The organism is Streptomyces sp. HUAS TT7 (assembly GCF_051550175.1).
GTDB lineage: Bacteria > Actinomycetota > Actinomycetes > Streptomycetales > Streptomycetaceae > Streptomyces.
In genome coordinates, this window is sequence record NZ_CP196175.1 from 3056000 (window position 1) to 3079573 (window position 23574).

22 protein-coding genes are annotated in these 23574 nt (G+C 71.7%); 7 read left to right on the forward strand and 15 right to left on the reverse strand.

The features are described 5' to 3' along the window. Nucleotides 1-104 precede the first annotated feature (104 nt). From ACSHXC_RS13535 to ACSHXC_RS13575, 9 genes are all read right to left on the reverse strand, one after another. Entirely contained in the window at nt 105-1253 is a 1149-nt protein-coding gene (locus tag ACSHXC_RS13535; protein WP_438291822.1) for a hypothetical protein, read from the reverse strand. Further along, nucleotides 1250-2971 (reverse strand): DUF3492 domain-containing protein, encoded by a 1722-nt coding sequence (locus tag ACSHXC_RS13540; RefSeq protein WP_438291823.1) that lies wholly within the window; start codon nt 2969-2971, stop codon nt 1250-1252. The genes ACSHXC_RS13535 and ACSHXC_RS13540 overlap by 4 nt, the downstream gene beginning before the upstream one ends. 191 nt (nt 2972-3162) lie before the next feature. Next, on the reverse strand, nt 3163-5277 hold the full coding sequence (locus ACSHXC_RS13545; protein ID WP_438291824.1) for a dipeptide ABC transporter ATP-binding protein: 2115 nt from the start codon (nt 5275-5277) through the stop codon (nt 3163-3165). Beyond that, a complete protein-coding gene (locus ACSHXC_RS13550) occupies nt 5274-6272 on the reverse strand; it encodes an ABC transporter permease (RefSeq protein ID WP_438291826.1) in 999 nt (332 codons plus the stop codon). The genes ACSHXC_RS13545 and ACSHXC_RS13550 overlap by 4 nt, the downstream gene beginning before the upstream one ends. After that, nucleotides 6269-7270, reverse strand: a complete 1002-nt coding sequence (locus tag ACSHXC_RS13555; protein WP_438291827.1) for an ABC transporter permease — start codon at nt 7268-7270, stop codon at nt 6269-6271. Before ACSHXC_RS13555 ends, ACSHXC_RS13550 begins: the two co-directional genes overlap by 4 nt. A 2-nt stretch (nt 7271-7272) precedes the next feature. After that, a complete protein-coding gene (locus tag ACSHXC_RS13560) occupies nt 7273-9003 on the reverse strand; it encodes an ABC transporter substrate-binding protein (protein WP_438291828.1) in 1731 nt (576 codons plus the stop codon). Between the two features lie 166 nt (nt 9004-9169). Continuing rightward, nucleotides 9170-9265 carry an Ms4533A family Cys-rich leader peptide gene (locus tag ACSHXC_RS13565; protein ID WP_317617795.1) on the reverse strand — a complete coding sequence of 32 codons (96 nt, stop codon included), beginning with the start codon at nt 9263-9265 and terminating at the stop codon, nt 9170-9172. A gap of 88 nt (nt 9266-9353) precedes the next feature. Next, a complete protein-coding gene (locus ACSHXC_RS13570) occupies nt 9354-10625 on the reverse strand; it encodes a DUF3152 domain-containing protein (RefSeq protein WP_438291829.1) in 1272 nt (423 codons plus the stop codon). 8 nt (nt 10626-10633) lie between these two features. Beyond that, complete coding sequence (locus ACSHXC_RS13575; RefSeq protein ID WP_438291830.1) at nt 10634-11641, reverse strand: alpha/beta fold hydrolase; 1008 nt, start codon at nt 11639-11641, stop codon at nt 10634-10636. 135 nt (nt 11642-11776) lie between these two features. Between ACSHXC_RS13575 and ACSHXC_RS13580 the strand changes: the two genes are divergently transcribed. The 3 genes from ACSHXC_RS13580 to ACSHXC_RS13590 all read left to right on the forward strand — a co-directional run bounded on the left by ACSHXC_RS13580 (nt 11777) and on the right by ACSHXC_RS13590 (nt 13154). Next, nucleotides 11777-11998: a hypothetical protein gene (locus ACSHXC_RS13580; RefSeq protein WP_438291831.1), complete on the forward strand. Its 222-nt coding sequence runs from the start codon at nt 11777-11779 to the stop codon at nt 11996-11998. A 145-nt stretch (nt 11999-12143) separates the two neighbouring features. Further along, nucleotides 12144-12785 (forward strand): TetR/AcrR family transcriptional regulator, encoded by a 642-nt coding sequence (locus ACSHXC_RS13585; RefSeq protein ID WP_053729923.1) that lies wholly within the window; start codon nt 12144-12146, stop codon nt 12783-12785. 141 nt (nt 12786-12926) lie between these two features. Beyond that, the gene (locus tag ACSHXC_RS13590) at nt 12927-13154 is read left to right on the forward strand and encodes a DUF3107 domain-containing protein (RefSeq protein ID WP_053729924.1); all 228 of its coding nucleotides are present in this window, start codon (nt 12927-12929) and stop codon (nt 13152-13154) included. Nucleotides 13155-13229: 75 nt separating this feature from the next. Here ACSHXC_RS13590 and ACSHXC_RS13595 read toward each other — a convergent pair whose 3' ends face one another. After that, nucleotides 13230-14384 (reverse strand): acyltransferase family protein, encoded by a 1155-nt coding sequence (locus tag ACSHXC_RS13595; RefSeq protein ID WP_438291832.1) that lies wholly within the window; start codon nt 14382-14384, stop codon nt 13230-13232. A gap of 269 nt (nt 14385-14653) precedes the next feature. Between ACSHXC_RS13595 and ACSHXC_RS13600 the strand changes: the two genes are divergently transcribed. Next, on the forward strand, nt 14654-14917 hold the full coding sequence (locus ACSHXC_RS13600) for a hypothetical protein (protein WP_438291833.1): 264 nt from the start codon (nt 14654-14656) through the stop codon (nt 14915-14917). Between the two features lie 22 nt (nt 14918-14939). On the opposite strand, the gene ACSHXC_RS13605 is transcribed toward ACSHXC_RS13600, so the two are convergent. Further along, nucleotides 14940-15701: a ferritin-like fold-containing protein gene (locus tag ACSHXC_RS13605; RefSeq protein WP_189962767.1), complete on the reverse strand. Its 762-nt coding sequence runs from the start codon at nt 15699-15701 to the stop codon at nt 14940-14942. Nucleotides 15702-16173: 472 nt separating this feature from the next. Here ACSHXC_RS13605 and ACSHXC_RS13610 point away from each other — a divergent pair, with 472 nt between their 5' ends. Next, the gene (locus ACSHXC_RS13610; protein ID WP_438291834.1) at nt 16174-18513 is read left to right on the forward strand and encodes a DEAD/DEAH box helicase; all 2340 of its coding nucleotides are present in this window, start codon (nt 16174-16176) and stop codon (nt 18511-18513) included. 95 nt (nt 18514-18608) lie between these two features. Further along, nucleotides 18609-19493 (forward strand): alpha/beta fold hydrolase, encoded by an 885-nt coding sequence (locus tag ACSHXC_RS13615; RefSeq protein WP_438291835.1) that lies wholly within the window; start codon nt 18609-18611, stop codon nt 19491-19493. A gap of 166 nt (nt 19494-19659) precedes the next feature. On the opposite strand, the gene ACSHXC_RS13620 is transcribed toward ACSHXC_RS13615, so the two are convergent. Further along, nucleotides 19660-20589 (reverse strand): NYN domain-containing protein, encoded by a 930-nt coding sequence (locus tag ACSHXC_RS13620; protein WP_399483813.1) that lies wholly within the window; start codon nt 20587-20589, stop codon nt 19660-19662. Nucleotides 20590-20864: 275 nt separating this feature from the next. Here ACSHXC_RS13620 and ACSHXC_RS13625 point away from each other — a divergent pair, with 275 nt between their 5' ends. Then, nucleotides 20865-21017 carry a hypothetical protein gene (locus tag ACSHXC_RS13625; RefSeq protein WP_189962769.1) on the forward strand — a complete coding sequence of 51 codons (153 nt, stop codon included), beginning with the start codon at nt 20865-20867 and terminating at the stop codon, nt 21015-21017. 106 nt (nt 21018-21123) lie between these two features. On the opposite strand, the gene ACSHXC_RS13630 is transcribed toward ACSHXC_RS13625, so the two are convergent. From ACSHXC_RS13630 to ACSHXC_RS13640, 3 genes are all read right to left on the reverse strand, one after another. Next, nucleotides 21124-21729 (reverse strand): MarC family protein, encoded by a 606-nt coding sequence (locus ACSHXC_RS13630; protein ID WP_053729930.1) that lies wholly within the window; start codon nt 21727-21729, stop codon nt 21124-21126. 161 nt (nt 21730-21890) lie between these two features. Then, nucleotides 21891-22757 (reverse strand): PHP domain-containing protein, encoded by an 867-nt coding sequence (locus ACSHXC_RS13635; RefSeq protein WP_438291836.1) that lies wholly within the window; start codon nt 22755-22757, stop codon nt 21891-21893. 103 nt (nt 22758-22860) lie between these two features. After that, entirely contained in the window at nt 22861-23499 is a 639-nt protein-coding gene (locus tag ACSHXC_RS13640) for a DUF6758 family protein (protein WP_386006183.1), read from the reverse strand. Nucleotides 23500-23574 lie beyond the last annotated feature (75 nt).

A 23574-nucleotide genomic window follows, 5' to 3' on the forward strand; every position in this document is an offset into this window, starting at 1 on the left:
GGCGGTCATGTTGTCGTTCTCCTTCAATGCCGCCTCGCCCGCTCCGTGAGGGGTCGGGCGATCGCGGCGCTTCGGTGGGGTGGGCGCGTCGGTCGTCGGGCGCCTCACTGGTCACAGTGGGCCGAGGCGCGGGCCAGCACGGCGGCGGCTCGGGCGAGCAGGGCGAGGGCGGCGGCGCCGCACACGGCGGCGGGCAGCGCCCCGGCGCCCCAGGTCTGCACTACGGCTTCGACGGGGCGGCCGAGGGCGGCGCAGCCGGGCAGCCGCCCGGCGAACACGCAGGCGAGCGCGAGCAGTTCGGCGACCGCAGCGGCAGCGAGCACCTTGGTCGCCCCGTCGAAGCCGTGCGCGGCGAGCAGCCGGGCGAGCCAGAGCAGCACTCCGAGCGCGGCAGCGGCCGCGAACGCATCGGTTCCGTAAGCGAGTTGAGCGACCGTCAGGCATGTGGCGAGGCCGACGAGGAACAGGGCCACGGTCGCGAGCAGCAGCGGGCGGGAGCGCCCGGCGAACTCGACGAGGCCCCGGCTGGATTCGAGCTTCCGGCGGGCCTGTACGGAGAAGAGGTGCGCGCACCACATCGCGGGGGCCACGGCAAAGGCGAGGCCGGTGGCGGCCGCCGGGTCGAGCGGCCAGCCTCCGTCGGGGCCGCCGCGCACGGCCTCGGCGAGCAGCCCGTCGCCGCCGATCGCGTACGCCATGAGCCAGGCGGCGCAGAGGCGGGCGACAGGTCGGGGGCGGGGGCCGGCGCGCAGGGGGCCGCGCCGCAGGGTCAGGGTGAGCGCGACGACGAGGGCGGCCGCGCCGACCGCCCCTGCCACGAGCCGGATCCCGCCGGCGGTGAGCTGGACGCCCTCGACGGCGAGCGCGCAGACGACGCCGGGCAGCAGCCCCCACAGCGCCCAGCCGACGGACTGCGGGGCCGACTCCCTTGCTGCGGACGTTGTTTCGGTGTCGCGGGGCACGCGGGCGTAGAGCTCTTCGGCGAGCGAGAAGACGTCGCGGTGGCGGAAGCGGGCGGCGGTTCGGTCGGTGACGCCGTGCGCCTCTAGGCCTGCCGCGATCTCCAGCGGGTCGACGGCCCGCTCGCAGAGTTCGCGGTGGCGGTGCATGAGGGCTCTGACGGGGTCGGCGGGGCCGCGCCGGGGGGTGGCGGTGCGGCCCGTGCCGCTCTGGGCGGGCGTCGGGGCGAGGGCGTCCTTGGACCGGGCGCCCCAGGCGGCGCCGGCGGCCGGGGCGGAAGGGATGTCGGTCACGCGCCCGCCCCTTCCGCTTCGGCGTCGAGGCGTTGCTGAAGCATGACCGCGATGGGGCTGCCAGCCCAACTCGGTGATTTGGAGCCGGAGTTGGACGGCATACGAGCCGCGGTCGGGGCCGCCCAGCGGCCCGGCACATGGGCTTCCGCGGGGTGCGCGAAGGGCTGCGGGGCGACCAAGTCGTCGGCGCTCTCGCGGCGGACCGGGTTGTGCGACATGAGCTCCAGGTAAATGCCGCGAAATGCCGCGAGGTTCTGCTCGACGGTGAACAGTTCGAGCGCGCGGGCACGGGCGGCGGCGCCCAGGCGCGAGCGCCGTTCGGGGTCGCCGAGGAGCGCCACGCAGGCATCGGCGAGCGCGCGCGGGTTGCGCGGCGGCACCACCAGGCCCGTACCGCCGATGACTTCGACGACCGCGCCGGTGTCGGTGGAGACGGTGGCCCGGCCGCAGAACATGGCCTCGACGAGGCTGATGGGGAAGCCCTCGACGACGCTGGACAGCACGACGACGCTTCCGGCGGCGTACGCGTCGGCGAGTTCGGGCGCCTCGGGGCCGCCGATCTCCTCGAACGAGACGGGGTTGTCGCCGACCGCGTGGGCGTCGGCGGCCTCGTCGGGGAAGAGCTGGGCGGCGAGCGCCCGGCAGTGCGCGAGATAGGTGACGGCCTCCGCGCCCTCGGCGGGCGCCGCGATCAGGCGCAGCCGCGCCTCGGGTTCGGCCTTGCGGACCTCGGCGAACGCGTGGAGGAGCGCGATGAGGTCCTTGGCGGGCTCGATCCGCCCGACCCACACCAGGGTGTGGGGCTCGCCCTCGTACGCACCCTCCCCCACCGCGTGGAACCGGTCGGCGGACATGCCGGGGTAGACGGTGCGCAGCTTGGCGCGGTCGGCTCCGCAGCGCTCCTGCCAGCGGCGGGTGTGGGTGTTGCCGGGGGTGATGAGCTCGGCCTGCGCGTACACCTCTGCGGCGAGCCGGCGCTGGAAGCCCGCCTGCAACGCCCTTACGGGGACGGAGAGTTGGGCGTTGGCGAGGTACTGGGCGCGGAGCTGGACGCCGTACTCGGTGACCAGGAGCGGGACCCCGCAGAAGCGTTTGGCCAGCAGCCCGGGCAGAGCGGCTCGGCCGCCGGATGCGGCATGGCAGAGGTCGACCGCGCCGAGCGTGTCGTCGCCGTACCAGTCGAGGGAGAGCGGGCGCAGGGCGCGCTCCAGGAGGCTCGCGAAGGCGAGGTGGTCGGGCACCCGGGCGGCCTGTACGGCCCGGTTCGCACCGGGGGTACGGCAGGCCGCTTCCAGAATGCGGACGGCCGTCTCGGAACGGAACTCGCCACCGAGCCCGCCGTGCTCGCGGGCGAGGGAGGCGAGCCCGTACAACCCCTCGGCGAAGCCGTCACCGTCGGCCCGTTCGGTGCAGATCGAGGCGGCCAAGCGCCCGAAGTGAAGGGCGAACTCCCGGCGTTCGCGCCGCCCGTACCCGCGCTCGGCACGCCTGCGCCCGGTGTGACAGGTGTCGGGCGCGGCCCAGAGAGAAGCGGTACGCACCTGACGCACATGCGGAGGCAGCGCGAGGAATCCTTGTTGCTCCTGCCCAGCACTCCGGCTCAACGCGAATATGTCGAACTCGTGCCGCGCGAGCCCGCGCACGAGCCGGTCGCACCACAGCCTGGACTCGCCTGTCGTGTACGGATAACCGCCATCCGTGAGCAGTCCGATCCGCATGTGCGCACCCCCGATCTCCCTTGTGGGCGGCCACCGTTGGCAACGGCGACTCGCAGCGGGACGAACGTAAGCGGTCATGCCGGTGGCGCGACGGACGGTTGTCCGTCGCGCCACCAGAAGGGGTGAATGCACGTAACTTTCCCGACCCGGTGGCGTTCGGTCGCGCTACGGGTCGAGTCGGTCACACACGGCTACGCCACGGCCACTTCCTCCGGGGCCGCCTCCCGGGATGCCTCGCGCAGTTCGCGGCGGGCCGCGCGGCGGATGGCGGCGAGCGCGGGATCCAGTGAGGGTACGGCGGCGAGCAGCTGCCGGGTGTACGGGTCCTTCGGCGCCCCGTACACGACGCCGACCTCGCCCTCCTCCACGATCCGCCCGTGCCGCATGACGGCGACCCGGTCGCTGACCTGCCGCACCACCGCGAGGTCGTGTGCGACGAAGACGAGCGCGAGGCCCAGCTCGCGCTGCAACTGGCCGAGCAGGGCCGTTACTTGGGCCTGTGTCGTCACATCGAGCGCGGATACGGGCTCATCGCACACGATGAGTGTCGGCTCGGCGGCCAGCGCGCGGGCGATCCCTACGCGCTGGCGCTGGCCGCCACTGAACTCGTGCGGGTAGCTGTCGTAGCGATCGGGGTCGAGCCCCACCTTCTGGAGCAGCTCGCCGACCCTTGCCCGGATGCGGCCGTCGTCGCGCTCCCCCCTCGCCCTCAGAGGGTCGGCGACGGATTCGCCGATGGACCGGCGGGGGTTGAGGGAGGAGACGGGGTCCTGGAAGACCATCTGGACGTCGCCGACGCGGGTGACGTGCCCGGCGCTGGGCTGGAGCAACCCGACCAGCATGCGACCCAGGGTGGTCTTCCCGCTCCCGCTCTCGCCGACGATGCCGAGGGTTTCCCCGCGGTGGACGGTGAGGCTGACGCCGTCGACGGCGGTGAAGGCGGTTCGGCCGCGGCCGAAGGTGCGGCGGAGGTTGGTGGCCTGCAGCACGACGTCGCCCTCGGCGGGAATCTCCCCCACCCCACCCCTTCCCGCTGTAACACTCAGCGGCTCCGCCGCGGGCCTCCGGGGGTGTGGGTGGGCTTGAGGTCGGTTGCTGGGGGCGCTGCCCCCGGGCCCCCGCTCCTCAAACGCCGGAGAGGCTGAGAGTGACTGGGCTGCGGACCGTGCGTGGTTACTCGCGCAGTTCCCCACGCCCCTGGCAGGGTTGGGCATCCCGGCATCGCCGCCCTGCGAGCCACTGACGCCCTCACCGGCATCCCCAGCCCGTCCGGCACCTACGCCTTGCGAGCCACCCTCACCCGCACCCCCAGCCCGTCCGGCGCTTGAGGACGAGCGCCTTTCGGGCGCGAACGGGGTCTGGGGCGGAGCCCCAGCAGCACTCACCGGGCCGCGGCCTGGTACGACACCCCCGGCGGGTTTCGGGAAGGGGTGGGGTGGGGCCGACGGGGTCTGGGGCGGAGCCCCAGGTGCCACCGCCGGGTCGCAGCCGGGCGCACTCCTCCAGGGAGTCGGGAGGGGCGGGGTGGGGGAAAGCCTCGGTACCGCCGACAGCAGCACCCGCGTGTACCGCTCCCGCGGAGCCCCAAGGACCGCCCCCACCGGCCCCCGCTCCACCTCCCTCCCCGCCCGCATCACCAGCACCTCGTCCACGCTCTCCGCCGCAACCCCCACGTCATGGGTGACCAGCACCAGACCCAGCCCCGTCTCGCGGCGCAGGTCGTGCAGCAGGTCCAGGATCTGCGCCTGGACGGTCACGTCGAGCGCCGTCGTCGGCTCGTCCGCGATCACCAGGCGCGGCTCGCACGCCAGCGCCATCGCGATGAGTGCCCGCTGCCGCATCCCCCCGCTGAACTCGTGCGGGCGGGAGCGGGATCTGCGGGCCGCGTCGGGAATGCCCACCCGGTCCAGGACCGAGACCGCGCGGGCCCGGGCGGCCCGCCGGGAGCCGCCCTTGTGCACCCGGTACACCTCCGCGATCTGGTCGCCGATCGTGTAGTACGGGTCGAGCGAGGACAGCGGGTCCTGGAAGACCATCGCGGCCAACCCTCCGCGCAGGGAACGGAGTTCGGCATCAGAGGCGGCCGTCACATCCACCCCCGCCACCCGGATCGCGCCCGTGACCCGCGCCCCCGTGCCCCGATGCAGACCGAGGAGCGCGTACGCCGACGCGCTCTTGCCCGAGCCGGATTCGCCGACCACTCCCAGCGCCCCGCCGGGCTGAAGCGTAAAGGAGAGGCCGTCGACGGCCCGTACATCGCCGAAGGAGATGCCGAGGTCGGCCACCTCTACCAACAGCTCGGTCATGACAGCACCACCCGTCGATCCGCCATCGCGTACAGGACGTCCGCGACCGCATTGGCAAGCACCACGAAGAATCCGGTGGTCAGGACCACGCCGACCACCACCGGCAGGTCGACCGTGCGCACCGACTGCACGAGTTGCTGCCCGATGCCCGGGATGCCGAACAGCGTCTCGGTGAGCACCGCGCTGCCGAACATGGTCCCCGCGTCGAGCGCGCTGAGCGCGATGACCGGGGCGACCGCGCCGCGCAGCGCATGGCGTCCCACGATGGCCCGCTCGGTCAGCCCGTACGCCCGGAACGTCCGCACATGGTCCTCGGCGAGCGTCTCCAGCATCGAACTCCGGGTCAGACGCGCATACTTGGCCGATTCGATCAGAGCGAGCGAGAACCAGGGAAGCAGCAGGCCCCAGAACCACTGTTCCGGGTTGTCCGTGAACGGGACGTACTGCGGGAACGGCAGCCACTGCAGGGTCGAGCACAGGATGATGATCAGCAGCAGGCCGATGACGAACACCGGCGTGGACGTGCCCGCCAGGGTCAGCCAGGTCAGCAGCCGCTCGGTCATTCCGCCGCGCTTCCACGCGGAAAGGACCCCGGTGCCCACGCCGATGAGCAGCCACAGCGCGAACGCGCCCATCACCAGCGAGCCCGTGACCGGGAGCTTGCCGAGGATGAGGTCGGTGACCTGCTCGTCGGTGCGGTAGGACTGGCCGAGGCAGGGTGCCGAGCAGTGCACCACTCCCGTACCGGAGGAGAAGTCGCGGCCGGCGAAGATGCCCTGGACGAAGTGGCCGTACTGGAGGTACAGCGGCTCACCGAGCCCCAACTTGTCGTGGACCAGGGCGACTTGCTGAGGCGAGCAGCGTTCGCCGCAGACGATCTGGGCGACGTTGCCCGGGGCCACGTAGAACACGGCGTACACGATGACGGAGAGGGCGAGGAGCACGAAGGCGGCTCCGGCGATCCGCCTCAGCAGAAAGCCCGTGAGGCCGGTCAACTTGCCTTCTCCTTACGCGACTTACGGGACTTGAGCTCCTTGCCGGTGCCTACCCGGAGCCTTGATGCCGCTCTCGGGTCAAGGGCCGTCCGCACTCCTTCGCCGATCACCGTCAGCGAGAGGACCGTGATGAACAGCAGGCCGGCCGGAAGCAGGAGATACGTCGGGGCCGCCTGGTACCAGGTGTTGGCGTCGGTGAGCATCTGGCCCCAGGACGGGGTCGGCGGCTTGATGCCGACGCCGAGGAAGGACAGCGCCGCCTCGGCCACCACGTTGGTGGGGACGAGCAGGACCGCGTACGTGATGACGGGTGCGGCGAGTGCGGGAAGCAGCTCGCGGCGGGCGATCGTCCAGGTGCCCCAGCCGCTGAGCCGCGCCGCCGAGACGTGGTCGAGCGTCTTGAGCGAGAGGGCACCCGCCCGCACGATCTTCGACGTGCCGAACCAGCCGAGCCCGGCGATGATCAGCGTGATCAGGACCGGCCGCGGGATCGAGGCGGGGGCCACCGCGAGCAGGCCGAGCGTGATGACGAGCATCGGCAGGGCGGCCGCGACGTCGGTGACGCGGCTGACGATCTGGTCGGCCCAGCGGCCGCCGAGCGCGGCGAACAGGCCGAGGGCGACGCCGAGCGCGACCTGGATGAGGGTGGCGACGAAGGCGACGCCGAGCGAGACGCGGGCGCCGTAGACGATCCGGGCGAACAGGTCGCGGCCGGTCTGCGGTTCGACGCCGAGCCAGTGCTCGCCGCCGATCCCGCCGAACGAGCCGATGGGGACGCCGCCGCTGGCCGAGTCGACGAGCGTGGGATGGAAGGCGTTGGGGTCCTGGCCCTCCAGGGCGGTGAGCAGCGGGGCCGCGAGTGCGACCAGGACGAGCAGGGCGAAGACGGCCGCCGCGGCGGTGACCGCGCGCTGGGCGCGCAGCCGCCGCCAGAACAGACGACCGCCGGGGGCTGGCGCGACGACGCCCGCCCCGGTGGTCAACAGGGCTTCGGACATGGTTACTTGACCGCTACCTGCGAGATGTCGAGCACGCCGGTCCAGTCGCTGATGACGACGTTCTTGACGTCCTTGCCGACGAGCCGCTTGTAGACGGGGTGGAACAGCGGCACGACCACGGCCTGCTCGCCGATCTTCTTGTCGAGCGCGCCCCAGCGCGGGGCGGCCGCGGTCAGGTCGGTCAGCTTGTTGATCTCGTCGATCTCGCTGTTGACGGAGGCGTCGTTCAGGAAGCCGGTGTTGAAGTTGGCGCCGTCCTGGACGATCTGGCGCCCGTCGAAGATCGGCGCGAGGAACGGGCCGCCGGAGGGCCAGTCGGCGCCCCAGCCGCGCAGGAAGAAGCCGGGCTCCTTCTTCGCGCTGGCCACGGTGTCGTTGTAGTCGTTGCCTTCCAGACCCTGGAGCTTGACGGTGATGCCCGCCTTCTTCAGCGCGTCCTGGAGGGCGGTGGCGACCTCGGGCCCCTTGGGGCCGCCCTTGGCGTTGGAGTGGGTGAGCGTGACGGTGAGCCCGTCGGCGTAGCCCGCCTCCTTCAGGAGCTCCTTGGCCTTGGCCGCGCTGCCGGAGGCGCCCGCCGGGAAGGGGTCGTACGGGGTGTACCCGAAGGCCTTCTGGTTGGGCAGGAAGGTGGTCGCGGGCTCGGCGAGCGAGGAGCCGCCCACGGCGTTGACGGCCGAGGTGCGGTCGACGGCGTACGCGATGGCCTGGCGGACCTTGCGGTTGTCGAAGGGCTTCACGTTCGGGTTGAACGCGATGTAGTTGGTGTAGCCGAAGTGCCCGGTGCCGACCCGCGCGGCGAGCTGCTTGTCGCTGCCGACCTTGGCGAGTTCGGCCGGCCCCAGGTTGGTGTCGGTGGTGACGGCGGCCGCGTCCGGGCCCTGCGATGCCGAGAGCCGCTGGTTGATGACGGCCTGGTCGAGCCCGGAGCGTACGTCGATGGTGTCGGGGTAGGCCTTGCGCTCGGTGTCGGTCGCCTCGGACCAGTTGGGGTTGCGCTCCAGGACCAGGTGCTCGCCGTCGTTCTCGTTCTTGACGACCTTGTACGGGCCCGAGGAGACGGGGTGCTCCTCGTACTTGGTGCCGTTGTCCTTGGCCTTGGGGACCGGCGCGAACTGCGTCTGGGTCGCCAGGAACGGGAACTCGCCCTCGGGCTTGTTCAGGTGGAACACGATGGTCTTGGCGTCGGGCGTCTCGATCGAGGCGAGCCCCTTGCCGCCGTCCTTGTAGGGGCCCTGGTACTGGGCGCCGCCCACCAGCCAGTCCCTCAAGTACGGTGCACCGCCCGAGAGTTCGGCCGCGAAGGACCGCTCGATGCCGTACTTGATGTCGGCGGTGGTGATCGGGCTGCCGTCCTCGTACCTGAGGCCGTCCTTGAGCGTGTACGTCCATACGGTGGCGTCCGCGTTGGGCCTGCCCGTGTCGGTCGCGAGGTCGGGCACCACCTTCGTGCCCTCGGCGCCGTTCTCGCGGTTGCGGGTGGTCAGGGTGCGGAAGACGAGCGAGGGGACGTTGCCGCCGCCGGAGGTGTAGAGCCGCGCGGGGTCGAAGGTGGTCTGCGCCTCGTTGTTGAGGACGCTGAGCGCGCCGCCCTTGTGGGGCGTGCCGGACGCTCCGGATCCGGCGTTCTTGGCGCCGCTGTCCTCGGGGCCGCAGGCGACGGCGCCCACGGCGAGAACCACGGCTATCGCTGCCGCTCTGGCGACATTCCCCGACGAAATGGACGTGTGACGCATCGGAAGTAGACCTCTCGGTAACTGCTGGGCGGGCGGGAAATACGGGCGCCCACAGCACCAAAAGGAAAAAGGGGTGGCTGCGCCCGCATGCGGAAACCGTGCGAAAGCACGGAAATACCCGGGCGCAAAAAGGGAAAAGGGAAAGCCGAACGCGCTCGGGACGGCGTCAGCTACAAAGAATGTCGGCCACGCTGTGCCCGGTCACGCCGATGAGCGCCAGCTCGATGGCGGCGCGTTCGGGGGTGGCGTGACGGTGCGACATGCCGAGAAATATGAAGGACCCGCCGTTCACTGTCAATCGAGAACGAGACAGGCGTCCCACATCGTGGACATGTCGCACCGCGGCGGCATCAACCCTGGGGAAACACCCAGGGGTTGGGCAGGCACTTGATCCCGTCGATGTCCAGGGACTTGGTCTGCTGCTGCATCACCGGGGCGAGCGCGCCGGGCGTGCGGCAGCTCACATGGTTGTGCCCGAGCCGGTGGCCGACCTCGTGGTTGATGAGCATCTGCCGGTAGGTGAGCATCGCCTTGCCCCAGCCGAACGTCTCCGAGCCCTGCGCCCAGCGGAACGCGTTGATCATCACGCGGTCGGTGGCGGCCGAGTCGCAGGAGACGTTGTCCTCGTTGGTGTCGAGCCCGGACTTGGCGCACCAGGCGCCGGTGGTCCCCGGGCTGGCCAGCGTGATGATGAAGTCCGGCTGGCCCGACGAGATCCGCTCGAAGGTCATCGTGCCGCCGTGGCCCCAGCTGCGGTCGTCGTTGAGGGTCTTCTGCACGGCCTCGGCGAACAGGCCGCCGTCCAGGCCGAGCCCCTGCTCGACGTCGACCCGGTAGCGGTACTTGCGCCCCTTGCCGGGCGCCGCGTCGAACCCGGGCACGGCGTCGAACTTGCCGGAGGCGGTGAGCTTGGCGTCCAGCGGGAACTGCTGGGCCATCTTCTGCTCGTACGTCTGGACGGCGGGGGCCGCCTGCGGGGTGGCCCGCCCGCTGCCCCGGGAGGCCGAACTCCCGTCCGTGTCACGGTCGCTGTCGCCCGCGGACGGGCCTGCGACGTCGTGCTTGTTGCCGTCGGAGGTGACCTGCCCGGCGACGACGACCGCGAGCACGGTGGTCACCGCGGCGGCCGCGATCCCGGTGAACGTCCGCCCCTTGGAGCCCTTCGACTCCTTGGGCTCCTTGGGCTCCTTGGGCTCCTTGGACCCCTTGGTCTTCGCCTCGGGTCCGGGCGCCGGCGGCGCGAGGCCGACGGTGCGGTTCGCCCCGGTGTCGGCCGGCGCGGGCCCGTCGAAGGCCTCGGTGTAGGAGCGGCGCGGGCCCGGGATGCGGGCCGCGGCGCCATAAGGATTCTGCTGGACGGTGCGCGGCTTGCCGTGCCAGTCGCCGTAGCGGACCGGGGCATCGGGCCCGTCCTCGGGGTGCTGCGGATGTCCGCCGCGCACCTGCGGGGTGCCGAAGGCCGGGGTGCCGCCGCCGTGGTGCGGGGCGAGGCCGTCGCCCGGGGCCTGCCGTCTGCGCCGGCCACTGCCGGAGGCGACGGCCTGCTCGGCCTGCGGGGCCGGGGGCGCTTCGGGTATGGGCGCCGAGTCGCTGGGGCCCTTGGGTCGGCTGTGTCGTCCCACGCCCCGGATCAGCTCCTGTTTTCGCGGTCGGCGGTTTCTCGGTCGGCGCCGCGGTGTCTGCCGGCACTCTCGTCGAGCAGTTCCCGTACGGCCTGGGCGACCGTCGCGGGGTATTCCATCATCGCCACGTGCCCGGCGTCGGGCAGCGTGAGGAGCCGCGAGTCGCGGAAGGCGGCCGCGGCCCGGCGGGCCATCCGGTACGAGACCAGCTGGTCGCGCTGTCCGTAGACGAGCAGCGTCGGCGCGAGCACCCGTTCCGCCTGCCGCCACAGTCCGTGCTGGCCGCCCAGCGTGTACGCGTCCACGATGCCACGCGCCGAGCGGGTCATCGCGTCCCAGAAATAAGGGAGTTGGAGGCGCCGCTCCATCTCCTGGACCGCGGCCTCGAACCCCTCGGGGCTCACCCGCGCGGGGTCGCCGTAACAGAGAGCCATCACGCCCCGGGTGCGGTCCTCGGCGGTCCAGTCCTTGCTCAGCTTCGCGAACAGGGAGGCCACGCCCGGCAGCGCGACGAGCGCGGTCGGCCAGGCGCTGCGCTGCACGCGGAGCTCGGGGAGCGCGGGTGAGATGAGGGTGAGGGTGCGCACCAGGTCGGGGCGTACGGCCGCGACGCGGGTCGAGACGGCGCCGCCCAGCGAGTTGCCGATGAGGTGGACGGGGCCGCGGCCCGCCGAGTCGAGCAGGCGGATCACGGCGCGGGCGTGACCGGTGACCGAGTAGTTGCCGTCGTCCGGCGGCGGGGAGTCCCCGAAGCCGGGCAGATCGAGCGCCTCGCCCTCCAGGCGGTCGGCGAGCAGCGGCATCAGCGTCGACCAGTTCTGCGAGGACCCGCCGAGCCCGTGGACGTACAGCGCGGGTTCGAGGCCGGGGCCGGTGCCGGGGCGCGACCGGATGGTCAGGGTGAGGCCGGGCAGGCTCACGGAGCGCAGCTCCTCGCCCTCCGCGACCCTGACCGCGCCCACCCGTGGTGCCAGGGAGGCGGCGGCGAGGGTTTCCGGCAGCTCGGTCGAAGACATGCGGCAATGTTACGAGACGATCACACCGTGGTTCATGTGTTCGCCGTCACAGGCCGTATAGCGGCTTCTCCTGGGAACTCCTAGGCTCATAAGGGAGCCCCCGAATCACTCGAAGTGCAGGAAGAGGGAGCAGCCATGTCCGTCGATCCCAGCGATCCGGAAACCTTCCAGGACGAAGACGACGACACCGCGGAGCTGTCGGAGGAGACCAACGAGGCGGACGCGGCCGAACAGCACACGGACGTACGACAGGACCACGACGACCCGGTGACCCGCGTCGATCCCGATGCCGCCAACGAGGCCGACGCCGTCGAACAGGCGCGCGTGGTCGCCCTCGACGAGGACGACTACCGATGATTTGTTCGGTTTCCCATGGGTATCTCCGGCTACCCAGCGCGTCCGGTCCGTGAAATTCTGCGTTCGCACCGCGCACAGCCGGGTTACCCAAAAGTACGATGGCGGCGCGCGTACATCGCGCACCGGAACAACTTTGGGAGGCGGCGTGACAGCCATCGAGCAGACCGAGGCGGCGCGCCCGCGAGGCACGCGCCTGCCGCGCCGGGCCCGCCGCAATCAGCTCCTGGGCGCGGCCCAGGAGGTTTTCGTCGCACAGGGTTACCACGCGGCCGCGATGGACGACATCGCCGAGCGCGCGGGCGTCTCCAAGCCGGTGCTCTACCAGCACTTCCCCGGCAAGCTGGAGCTCTACCTGGCCCTGTTGGACCAGCACTGCGAGTCACTCCTCCACGCGGTCCGCACCGCCCTGGCGTCGACCTCGGACAACAAGCTCCGCGTCGCCGCGACCATGGACGCCTACTTCGCGTACGTCGAGGACGAGGGCGGCGCGTTCCGGCTCGTCTTCGAGTCGGACCTGACCAACGAGCCCGCCGTGCGCGAGCGCGTGGACCGGGTCAGCCTCCAGTGCGCCGAGGCCATCTCGGACGTCATCGCCGAGGACACCGGCCTCTCCAAGGACGAGTCGATGCTGCTCGCCGTGGGCCTCGGCGGGGTCTCCCAGGTGGTCGCCCGCTACTGGCTCTCCAGCGAGTCGGCCATCCCCCGCGACCAGGCGGTCCAGCTCCTCACCTCGCTCGCCTGGCGCGGTATCGCGGGCTTCCCGCTGCACGGCACCGAGGGCCACTGAGCGGCCGGCGCGCGGTCATTCCTGAATTCTGTTCGCTCCTGGCGTTCAGGGACCGGCCATTTCCGGTCGCCTCCCCGGGCTAATGTGTGCAGCGTACGGCGCGGCTGACCGCGCACCGCACGAGGTCGGAGGGACATAGCCGTGGAGGTCAAGATCGGCGTGCAGCACGCACCCCGGGAGATCGTTCTGGAGAGCGGGCAGTCCGCCGAAGAAGTCGAGAGCGCGGTATCCGACGCCCTCGGCGGCAAGGCGCAGCTGCTCAGCCTCACGGACGACAAGGGCCGCAAGGTCCTGGTACCGGCCGACAAGATCGCATACGTGGAAATCGGCGAGCCGGCGGTCCGCCGCGTGGGCTTCGGCGCGCTGTAGTACACAAGGACACCGAAGAAGGGGTGCCACCAGTGATCACTGGTGGCACCCCTTCTTCGGTGTCCTGGGTCCCGCTCAGTGGGCTCCCGCACCGCGCAGGGACCGCCGCTCCTCGGGAGCGGGCGGAAGCGGGGGCCGCGGCCGAGCCCGCCGACGGGCGGGAGAGTTGAGGCGTACGTCTTCGATGCCGCGCTTCATGGCGCCGCGGACCCACTTGCCCGCGGGGCGTTCCACGAGGCGGTGGATGAGCCAGGCGGCAGCCATCATCAGCGCGATCACCGAGACCACGAGCACGGGTGCGGGGAGCCGGTGGCGGAAGTGGTGGATCAGCGTCATGCCGATGAACATGTGGATCAGGTACAGCGGATAGGTGATCGCGCCGGCCGTGGAGAGCCATCTCCACTGGACCTTGTCGAAGGCGCCCAGGGCGATCGCCCCGACGACGGCGAACCCGGCGACGACGATCAGCCGGACCGGCCAGCTCGGCAGCTGATCGGCGGCGACGTGACCGAGGTTGATGGCGACGCGGTAGTGGATGTACCGCTGCGCGAGCAGGAGTTGGAACAGGACGATGCCCCACAGCAGGGCGTTGGATCCGAAGCGGCGCATCAGGTAGAAGGCGATGCCCGCGATGAAGAACGGCGCGTACTGCGGCATCGCGAACGCCGCGAGCGCCGGGATGCCGAGGCTGGGCGCCAGGGCCGCGGCGACGGTCCAGGCGCCGCAGAAGACGAGCACGTTGCGGTAGGTCACCCCGCAGAGCACGACGATGGCCATCAGGACGTAGAACTTGAGTTCCACGAAGAGCGTCCAGTACACGTCGTCGACGTTCCTCGTGTTGTTGCCCGCCTGGACCATCGTCAGGTTGACGACGACGTCGTCCCAGCCGCGTATCGACGTGATCTCCGGCCATTTGTTGACGACGAGCGCGGTGAGCGGCACGGCGACCCAATAGGCGGGGAACAGCCGGGAGACCCGCGAGACGGCGAAGTCGCCGAGGCTGCGGCCCCACACGCTCATGCAGATCACGAACCCGCTGACCAGGAAGAACACCTCAACCCCGAGCCAGCCGAACTCGGCGAACCTGTGCAGCGTCGGGAAGACCGTCACCGGGTCGTGGCCCCACGGTCTGCTCAGCGCGAGGTAGTGGTAGCAGACCACCATCAGAGCGGCGACGAGCCGGAGCCCGTCCAACGCCGCGAGTCTGGGCACCGGCCGACGCTGGCTCATGGTGTGACCTCCGTGCCGCCGAACGGCACCCGAGAGAACGAAGGAGCCCCGGCGCCAGCGCGGAGTCACCTGTGCGGAATCTACGTGCGGCTTCTGCTCGCACGGCATCGGTTGACACCAGGTGTGACCGTAAGCACATAAAAATCGTGTCCGTCCGAGGACACGCCCGCGTTGCTTCCTCCCAGTGAGGGGAGGGTTGCGTTCCGCAGGGCTCGGGTAGGACGGCTGTGACCGATCCGCCCTGGCCGCACCCCCGGGAGGCGACGCGCATGCTCCTTGAAGCCCTTGGCTCCGTACTGCTGGGATTCGCCCTCGCGTGGGCCGCCGCGGCCCGGCTTCCCCACCGGCTGCCCGGCCGCCGCACCGTGCTGTCCGTCGGCCCGCTCGCCGGTCTCTTCGGCGCGTTCCTGACGCACTCGGCGATCGGCCCGGGTCACGGCGTGACGACGGTGCTCGGCGCCACCTTCGTCACGTCCGTCCTACTCTCGCTGCTGCTGCGGCCGGCCCGCCGCCTGCGCCGTTCGGCGGCGTAGGCGGCGGTTCCGCAATCGACGGCTAGGCCGCGAGGCCCAGCGCCGCCATGCGCTTGGTGTGCGCCTTGGTGATCCGGGTGAACATCTCGCCGACCGCCGCGAGGTCGAAGCCCGCGGCCACCCCGTCGACCCCGCCGACCAGCATCGTCGAGAGCGCGTCGCGCTCGGCGACCACGCGCTGGGCCTGCGAAAGGGCCTCGCCCATCAGACGCCGCGCCCACAGCGCGAGCCGGCCGCCGACCCGCGGGTCGGCCTCGATCGCGGCCCGCACCTTCTCCACGGCGAAGTTGCCGTGCCCGGTGTCGTCGAGGACCGACAGGACCAGGGAGCGGGTGTCGGAGTCCAGGTGATTGGCGACCTCGCGGTAGAAATCGCTGGCGATCGAGTCGCCCACGTACGCCTTGACCAGGCCCTCCAGCCAGTCCGACGGGGCGGTCTGGTGGTGGAAGTCGTCGAGGGCCTTGGCGAACGGCTCCATCGCGGCCGTCGGCTCCGCGTCGATCTGCGCGAGCCGGTCCCGCAGCCGCTCGAAGTGGTGGAACTCGGCGGACGCCATCTTCGCCAGCTCCGCCTTGTCCTCCAGGGACGGCGCCAGCTTCGCGTCGTCCGCGAGCCGTTCGAAGGCCGCGAGCTCTCCGTAGGCGAGGGCGCCGAGGAGGTCCACGACCGCGGCGCGGTACTGGGGAACCGCGGAGGCCGTCGCCCAGTCCTGGGCGGCGATCCCGGTGCGCTCGGGCTCCGGGGTGGTTTCTTCGGCTGCAGTGGCGTTGTCAGACGTCTCCATAAACCGCACAATAGCCCGCCGGGGACGGGCTGTAAGGGCCTCCTTGCTCACACCCGTCGCACCGGTCTCGCGAATTCTCCCAACACACATGCGCGAATCCGGGGTACAGTGGTAATGCGCCCGCCGAGTATTTCGACGGGCTGCACGAATGAGGATGCCCGGTCGGTTGCTCCGGTCGGCTCCGACCCGACAGCCCTCCGCAGGGCACGTTTCAGTACGTGCCACCGAAGAGGGATCCCTCAGCGGCACGAGCGCTTGAGCGACGGCAGTGGTCCCGCGCCACCCGGCAACACGATCGAATCTGATCCCCGCCGGACGAAATGGGCACGGTACGACCCGCCGCGTTCGCCTCCGTACCGCGTCTCACAGAAGAGGCAGCACCCTGACTACGTTCCGAGAGCTCGGGATCCTTCCCGAGACCGCCGAAGCCCTTGAAGCCGTCGGCATCGTGTCCCCCTTCCCCATCCAGGAGATGACGCTCCCCGTAGCGCTCTCCGGCACCGACATCATCGGGCAGGCCAAGACCGGCACCGGCAAGACGCTCGGCTTCGGTCTGCCGATCCTGGAGCGGGTCACCGTCCCCGCCGACGTCGAGGCCGGCCGGGCCGCGCCCGAGCGGCTCACCAACACCCCGCAGGCCCTCGTCGTCGTACCGACGCGCGAGCTGTGCCAGCAGGTCACCAACGACCTCCTCACCGCGGGCAAGGTCCGCAACGTCCGCGTGCTCGCCATCTACGGCGGCCGGGCGTACGAGCCCCAGGTCGAGGCGCTCAAGAAGGGCGTCGACGTGATCGTCGGCACCCCGGGCCGCCTGCTCGACCTCGCCGGGCAGAAGAAGCTCGACCTCTCCCACGTCAAGGCGCTCGTCCTCGACGAGGCCGACGAGATGCTCGACCTCGGCTTCCTGCCCGACGTCGAGAAGATCATCCAGCTGCTTCCGCCGAAGCGGCAGACGATGCTGTTCTCCGCGACGATGCCGGGCGCCGTCATCGGCCTCGCCCGCCGCTACATGTCGCAGCCGACGCACATCCGCGCCACCTCGCCGGACGACGAGGGCGCGACCGTCGCCAACATCTCGCAGCACGTCTACCGCGCCCACTCCATGGACAAGCCGGAGATGGTCGCGCGCATACTGCAGGCCGAGGGCCGCGGGCTCGCGATGATCTTCTGCCGTACGAAGCGGACCGCCGCGGACATCGCCGAGCAGCTCGCCAAGCGCGGCTTCGCCTCCGGCGCGGTCCATGGCGACCTCGGCCAGGGCGCCCGTGAGCAGGCGCTGCGCGCCTTCCGCAACGGCAAGGTCGACGTGCTCGTCTGCACCGACGTCGCCGCGCGCGGCATCGACGTCGAGGGCGTCACGCACGTCATCAACTACCAGTCGCCGGAGGAGGAGAAGACCTACCTCCACCGCATCGGCCGCACCGGCCGCGCCGGCAACAAGGGCATCGCGATCACGCTGGTCGACTGGGACGACATCCCGCGCTGGCAGCTGATCAACAAGGCGCTCGGCCTGAACTTCCCCGACCCGGTCGAGACGTACTCCACGTCGCCGCACCTGTTCGAGGAGCTGAAGATCCCGGCGGGCACGAAGGGCGTGCTGCCCCGGGGCGAGCGCACCCGCGCGGGCCTCGCGGCCGAAGAGGTCGAGGACCTCGGCGAGACCGGTGGGCGCGGGCGCAGGTCCGCCGCCGCGGCTCCGGTCGTCACCGAGGAGCGCCCGGCCCGTACGCGCACGCCACGTCAGCGTCGCCGCACCCGCGGTGGCGCTGCGGCCGAGGGTGCCGAGACCACGGCCGCTCCGGTCGCGGCACCGGCCGCCGAGGCCACCGAGGCCGTGACTGAGCCGCGCACGCCGCGTCGTCGTCGCCGTACCCGCGTGGGTGCGCCGTCGGCCGCGCCGCAGGCCGCTGCCGCGCCGGCGATCGAGGCGGCTCCGGCCGCGGTGGTCGCCGAGCCCGTCGCCGCCGTCAAGGCCGAGCCGCGCCGCCGTTCCGCGCCGGTCGCCGCCGCGCCCGTCGTCGCGCCGGTCGAGCCGAAGCCGCGCCGTCGCCGGGTGCGCAAGGCCGACCCGGCCTCCGAGGTCGGCTTCGTGACGCCGGAGTCGGCCGCGCTGGAGCTGGCCCGGGCCGCGAAGGCCAAGGCCACCGCCGCGATGACCGAGGTCGCCGAGGCTCCGGCCGCCGTGGTCGCGGTGGCCCAGGCGCCGGTCAGGCCGCGTCGCACGCGGGCGAAGAAGGCCGCGGAGGCCGTCGTCGAAACGGTCGAGGCCGCTCCGGTCGTCGAGACCGAGGCCCCGGCCAAGCCCCGCCGCACCCGCGCCAAGAAGGTCGCCGAGACCGCCCCCGAGGCGGTCGTCGAAGCGGCCGTCGAGACCGAGGCGCCGGTGAAGCCCCGCCGCACACGCAAGAAGGCCGCCGAGGCCGTCGTCGAGGCAGTGGAGGCCGTCGAGACCGAGGCGCCCGCCAAGCCCCGCCGCACGCGCAAGAAGGCGGCGGAGGCCGTCGTCGAAACGGTCGAGGCCGCTCCGGTCGTCGAGACCGAGGCCCCGGCCAAGCCCCGCCGCACCCGCGCCAAGAAGCTCGCCGAGACCGCCCCCGAGGCGGCCGAGGCTCCGGCCGCGCCGCGTCGGACCCGGGCGAAGAAGGTCGCCGAAGCCGCCCCCGAGGCGGTCGCCGAGGCCGAGGCCCCGGTCAAGCCGCGCCGCACGCGCAAGAAGGCCGCCGAGCCCGTGGTCGAGGCCGCCGAAGCCGAGGCCCCGGCGAAGCCGCGGCGCACCCGTGCGAAGAAGGCGGCGGTCGCGCCCGAGGCGTAACCACCACCCGAAACGGCCCGGTCCCCCCAGTGGGGTGCCGGGCCGTTCGCGTTCCTGGACCGGGCTCTCAACAGCAGGCCGGATACGCTCTGCCCATGAGTAAGCCGCGTTCCCTCGACCTTCCGGCGCGTACGCGTGCGTACCGACTGGCCACCTCACGCCAGGACTTCGCCGTGCTCGATTCGCGGCCCGAGGGTGCCGTGCGCGGGACCGTGCTGCTCGTGCCCGGGTACACCGGGAGCAAGGAGGACTTCCTCGGGCTCCTCGACCCGCTCGCGGACGCCGGGTACCGGGCCGTGGCGGTCGACGGGCGCGGGCAGTTCGAGAGCCCGGGGCCGCGGCGTACGTCCGGCTACACCGCGCGCGCCCTCGGCGGCGACGTACTCGCGCAGGTCGCGGCGCTCAGCGACGGGCCCGTGCACCTGGTCGGGCACTCCTTCGGCGGCTTCGTGGCCCGGTCCGCGGCCCGGCTTGCCCCGTCCGCGTTCCTCTCCCTGACGCTGCTTTCGTCCGGCCCCGGCCGGGTCGGCCCCGAGCAACGCACCAAGATCCGGATGCTTCAGGCGGCGCTGCCGGTGCTTCCGCCGTCGTGGGTGTGGGCGGTGACGCAGTGGCTGGACAGCCGGGACCCGGCGTACGTTCCGGACCCGCCGGAGATCGTGGCGTTCCTGGAACGCCGCTGGTTCAGCACGCAGCCCGCCCAACTCATCGCCACGGGGCGGCAGTTGAGGGTGGAGCCGGACCGCACGGAGGGCCTCGCGGCGCTTCCCCTGCCCCTCCATGTGGCGTACGGCTCCGGTGAGACGGTGTGGGCGGTGAGCGAGCTGGCCCACCTGGCCCGCAGCGTGAATGCGCGGCATACGGTGATCCCGGGCGCGGACCACTCCCCCAACGTCTCCCATCCGGGGGAGCTGGCGGGGGCCCTGACGGAGTTCTGGACGAGCTCGGCTGTCGGCCGCCCCAGCCCGTCGACGGCGTGAGCGCTCCCGCGGCTTTGATGTCCGCCCGCGGACCGCACGTGGTTGCCCGCGCAGTTCCCCGCGCTTCTTCAGGGCGCTGACCGGCCCAAATCCCTTGGGGGCGCGGGGAACTGCGCAACAAGCCACCCACGGCCCGCAGGCGAGCGGCGCGCACCCCGCGGAACGCCTAGTACTGCGACTGCAGGTGCTGCCAGAACCCGTCCCGCAGGGAGCGGCGCAGATCGGCATGCCCCCTCAGCGAGTACTGGAGGAGCCGCTCCGCCTCGATCAAGAGGTCCTGGTCCACCGGACCGGGCAGGTACGGGTGGCCGGGCAGGAGCTCGGCCAGAGCGGCCCGGCCCCGCTCGGAGAGCCACGTCGCGGCGATGCGCGCCCCGACGAACCGCACGTCCTCGCGCGACGGCGCCGGCCCCTCCTGCTCGTACATCGTGACCGGGCGCCGAGTGACGTACGGCTTGCAGAAGTCGAGGTCGAAGGTGCGCTGGCTGTCGACCTCCCAGAGCAGCGGCTCGGCCTGGTTGCGCCCTTCGGCCGCCTCGATGCCCCAGAGGTGGACGCGCGCGCCGTACCCCTGCGCGGCCTCGACCGCCGAGACGAGGTCCTCGTCGCCGCCGATGAGCGCCGCGTCGCTGATCGCGCGGTGCCGGGCCAGCGATTCCAGGTCGGAGCGGATCAGGGAGTCGACGCCCTTCTGCTGGTTGTTGGCGTTGAGGTTGCCGAGCCGGACCTTGACGTCGGGGAGCTCGGCGATCGACTGCTGTTCCGGAGTGTGGATGCGGCGCCGGGCGCCGTCGTACCAGTAGACGCGCAGCAGCCGGCTGTCCGCGAAGATCGTGCGCGCCTTGTCGATGAAGGCTTCGATGAGCCCCTCGGCGTCGAGGTCGAAGGAGCGGCGGTCCTCGGTGCCGGTGACGAGGAGACCGGCCGCCGCGTAGACATACCCCGCGTCGACGAAGATCGCGTGCGTGGAGGGAGTCTTCGCGACTTCGGCGAGCATGCGCTGGAGCAGCTCGTTGGTGGCGTCCAGCTTGCGGTCCAGCTGGGCGGCGCGGTCGTCGGGCGCCTGGGCCGGCTGTGATTCCTGGGAGTCGTCCATACGTTTTCCATTGTCGAGGTCGTGACGCACGGGGCACAACCGGGCACATCCGGTCGCCGTCAGGGCCAGATCCTTAGCAACTCAAAAAATTTCCTTAGCGTAGGGAATGTTTGCTGGAGGCAACCCGTTGAACAGGACGGAACGCGTTGCACCGTAGCCACGCAATCCACTCTTAACGGGCGGGCAACCGCCTTGACGCCTCGTGGGAGCAGGCTGTTCGCAGCCCCCCGCACCAGTAGTTCTCCTAGCAGGAGGATCAGACGAAGGGAGAAGCCATGCGCTTCGAAATCATGCGCCTGGACGACGTCGACGGTACCGCCGTTGACAGCACCGTCGTGGACGCCGCCTCCGTCAACCGGATTGTGCAGCAGGCCGCCGCAATGGGTCAGCGCATCTACATCCGCCCGGCCGAGTCCGTGGCCTCGTAACGCGTTAGAGGTAGTGCCCCCGCGAGCCGATCGAACGGCCGCGGGTGCCGTACGTAAAGCGCCCCCGTACAGATGTGTACGGGGGCGCTTCGGCGTGTCAGGGGGCTCAACTGCCGTGGATCACCTGGGTGATGCCGTTGATGATCTGCTGCACCGCGAGGGCCGACAGCATCATGCCCGCGAGCCGGGTCACCAGGACGACGCCGCCGTCCTTGATGACGCGGATGATCAGCAGCGAGTACCGCATGGTCACGTACAGGACGACGTGGATCGCGATGATCGCCGCCCAGACCGAGACCTGCCCGGACACCGAGTCGTGGTTCTGGACGGCCAGGATGACCTGGACGATCGCGCCGGGACCGGCGAGCAGCGGCATGCCCAGCGGTACGAGCGCGACGTTGACGTCCTTGGTCTGCTTGGGCTCGTCGGTCTTGCCGGTGAGCAGATCGAGCGCGATGAGGAGCAGCAGCAGACCGCCCGCGATCATCAGCGCCGGGACGTCAATGTGCAGGTAGGTCAGGATCTGGTGGCCCACGAGACCGAAGAGCGTGATCACTCCGAGTGCGACGGCGGCGGCCTGCCAGGCCATCCTGCGCTGGACCTTGGCGGCGCGGCCGGCGGTCAGCGCGAGGAAGATCGGCGTGATCCCGGGGGGATCCATGATGACGAACAGAGTGAGGAAGAGGGAGCCGAAGACGGCAGCGTCGAACACGGTGAGCCTTGCGAGGTGAGGTGCGTACATGAGCGGGCCGGTGCGCTGCTGCGCAGGTCAGCCGGGCCCGGCCCCCGGGGCCGCGCGGAGGTGCCGGGCGGGGTTCGAGGAGCGGGGATGCGGGGGCGGCGCCCCCGGGGGTCGGGAGAGGCGCGCTCTCCCTACGGGCGGGCGCTTCCGCCCGCACCCGGCACGGGGAAGGCCCCCGTGGCGCGGCGGGTGATCTCGCCGTAGATCTCGGGGTCGGTGGTGAACTCCCCGAGCCGTACGGTCTTGCGGCTGCCGTGGTAGTCGCTGGAGCCGGTGGCGAGCAGCCCCAGCTCGCGGGCGAGGCCGCGCAGCCGCTCCCGGGTGGGGGCGTCGTGGTCGGTGTGGTCGACCTCGATGCCGTCGAGCCCGGCGGCGGCCAGCTCGGCTATCGCCGACTCGGGCACCACCTGGCCGCGCTTGAGGGCCAGCGGGTGGGCGAAGACGGTGACGCCGCCCGCGGCCTTGACCAGGCGGATCGCGTCGAACGGGTCGAGCTCGTGCTTGCCGACGTAGGCGCGGCCGCCGTCGGCGAGCCAGTCCGGCACGAAGGCGTCCGAGACGGAGTCGACGACGCCGAGTTCGACGAGCGCCTCGGCGACGTGCGGGCGGCCGACCGAGCCGTCGCCCGCGATCCGCGCGACCTGTTCCCAGGTGACGGGCACGCCGAGTTCCTGGAGCTTGGCGACCATGCCCTGCGCGCGCGGCACCCGGTCGTCCCGCACCAGTTCGCGCTCGCGGGAGAGCTCGGGCTCCTCGGGATCGAAGAGGTAGGCCAGCATGTGCAGGCCGACGCCGTCGATACGGCAGGAGAGTTCGGCGCCGGTGACGAGCGTGAGCCCGGCGGGGAGCGCGGCGATGGCCTCTGCATACCCGCGGGTGGTGTCGTGGTCGGTCAGCGCGACGACGTCGAGCCCGGCGGCGGCCGCGTTGCGGACCAGCTCGGCGGGGGTGTCCGTACCGTCCGAGGCCGTGGAGTGGGTGTGCAGATCGATGCGCACGACGCGTACTCCAGGGCATAAGGGGCGGATCAGGGGACAGTCAAGGATAACCGCCCGCCCGCTCCTCCCCGTCCGCCCCTGAGCGGACCCGCCGTCAGGACCGTCAGGACAGGATGCGCGGGGTGAGGGCCCCGCACGGGACCAGTTCCGTTTCGGCGCCCGCGTCGCGCAGATCGGTCAGGACGAGCTCGTCGTACATGAGGAGCCCGGACTGTTCCGGCCACACGATCGCCCACAGCCACAGGCCGCGCGCCTCGCCCGCGAAGACCGCGCGGTCGTCCGGGGTGCGCGTGACGTGCCACAGCGGGGTGGGCCGGCCGGCCGCGAGGACCTTGGTGTGCGCGGGCTTGTCGACGCTCATGAACGGGCCGGGGTCGGGTGCGTCGATGCCCGCATAGCGCGCGCCGAGCCCCACGCCCAGCTCCTCCGCGACCAGGATCAGCTCGCCGATGCCGCCGAGCGGGCCCGGACCCGAGCAGGCGACGGCGGTCGCGCGGCCGCCGCTGCGGTCGTCACCGGCGTACGCGACGCCCGTGAACAGCCAGCCGACGGGCAGCGGCCAGGGCATCCACACCGGCACCTGCGCCCGGCGCACGACGACCTCCAGGGCCTCGACGCTGGGCGGGACCACCGGCTGGAGCGGAAAGACGGGGCCGTGCACATCGCACTGCCAGGTGTCGGCAAAGAGACCGGGCGCCCTGACCCGGCCTCCGCACTTCGGGCAACTGGGTTCGCCCCTCATAGAGCCCCACGGTCCTCCCCCGTCGTGGCCCCGTCAAGGACGATCACCCGTCCGGAGTGCGGTCCGCCTGTCGGC